Consider the following 1,249-nt stretch of genomic DNA (forward strand, 5'->3'; position numbering starts at 1 on the left):
TCTTTAAGAAATAGCATTGCTGACTATAATATGTGCAGGAAGCCCTAATAGGCTAATTTATATTTTGGAGGATATATACGTGAAAAACGGTGAAAATAAGCGTTTGCATATTCAAATGATTGAAGACGTTATTAATCGTATGTCATCTAATTCATTTCTTATAAAAGGGTGGTCATTGACGATACTTGGTGGATTAATAACTGTGTATTTAGCTAATATCAATAAATCTATGAGCTACTTAATTTTGTTATTATGTCTCTTTTTTTGCTTAATGTTTTGGGTTAGCGATACTTTTTATCTAAGAGAGGAAAGATATTTCCGAAATCTTTATGATGTTGTAAGGAAAAAAGATGAAAAAGATATTGATTTTTCAATGCAGCCCATTAGATCCGGAGAATCTTTTTTGTGTTGCATGATGAGACCCATATTTTTGATGTCCTACTTACCAATCTTCATAGTAATTATGGGTGCTCTATTATTGTTAAGACATAATTGAAATTCAATTTTTCAAATAATACCAAAATACTTATTGCCATTTTTAGTTAAAAATCATTCAGGGTCTATAATTAACAAATAACCCCTCAAAAACGTTTTTAAAATAGCCCCCAATATCTATAATGTAGATATTGGGGGCTATTTTGTTTCTTTTATCAATAAATAACATCTGCTTTTCAGAAAAATTGTTGGACCTTTGTACTAATTGAACTAATTTCTTGCTGAGATAAAGTGGCCACAACTTCGCCATCTGATCGTTTTGTTGGATCGACAGCACGGACATGTTGCAATAACGCTGTCCCGTGAATTTTCCCGTTATCTATCCTGATAAATAACGGCGATTTAGCATACTTTTCTTGGGTACGATATTTGTCAGAGGTACTGATTGGCACAACTAGCACCGTATTAAAATAGCGATTATAGTGATCGTTGCTTACAACTAAACACGGTCGCTTTTTCTTAGTTTCAGTGCCTTTAGCCGGATCTAAATTAATCCATAAAATAGCGCCTTGTTTTAATTTCATTAATCAAAGTCTTCGCTTTCTACGTCTTTACCCCAATCAACTTCTGTTGTACTGAGATTTCCAAACTTTTTTTCTTGTTCATCAACAAGTTGCCATAGATCCGGTTTACTACGAACAATCATTACTTTACCATTTGGTTCAATCTGCCATTCAATTGTGTCAGTAGACCGAACTTTTAACAGTTCACGTACTGTTTTAGGAATTGTAATCTGATTTTTACTTGTGATCTT

3 protein-coding genes are annotated in these 1,249 nt (G+C 32.8%); 1 reads left to right on the forward strand and 2 read right to left on the reverse strand.

Annotated elements, in window-relative coordinates:
* The first annotated feature begins 79 nt into the window (after positions 1–79).
* On the forward strand, positions 80–496 hold the full coding sequence (locus tag FHL06_RS13470; protein WP_056950789.1) for a hypothetical protein: 417 nt from the start codon (positions 80–82) through the stop codon (positions 494–496).
* 175 nt (positions 497–671) lie between these two features.
* Here the strand turns inward: FHL06_RS13470 and FHL06_RS13475 are convergent, their stop codons facing one another.
* Both FHL06_RS13475 and FHL06_RS13480 read right to left on the reverse strand, forming a co-directional pair.
* A complete protein-coding gene (locus FHL06_RS13475; RefSeq protein ID WP_024002471.1) occupies positions 672–1,019 on the reverse strand; it encodes a type II toxin-antitoxin system PemK/MazF family toxin in 348 nt (115 codons plus the stop codon).
* On the reverse strand, positions 1,019–1,249 hold a 231-nt coding region (locus tag FHL06_RS13480), incomplete at its 5' end, for a type II toxin-antitoxin system PrlF family antitoxin (protein ID WP_153387138.1). The genes FHL06_RS13475 and FHL06_RS13480, both read right to left, overlap by 1 nt.

Source organism: Companilactobacillus halodurans (assembly GCF_009600985.1).
Taxonomy (GTDB): Bacteria; Bacillota; Bacilli; order Lactobacillales; family Lactobacillaceae; genus Companilactobacillus; species Companilactobacillus halodurans.

Coding starts and splice junctions, on each gene's coding strand:
- FHL06_RS13475 (WP_024002471.1), bottom strand. CDS start 1,019: ATGAAATTAAAACAAGGCGCTATTTTATGGATTAATTTAGATCCGGCT.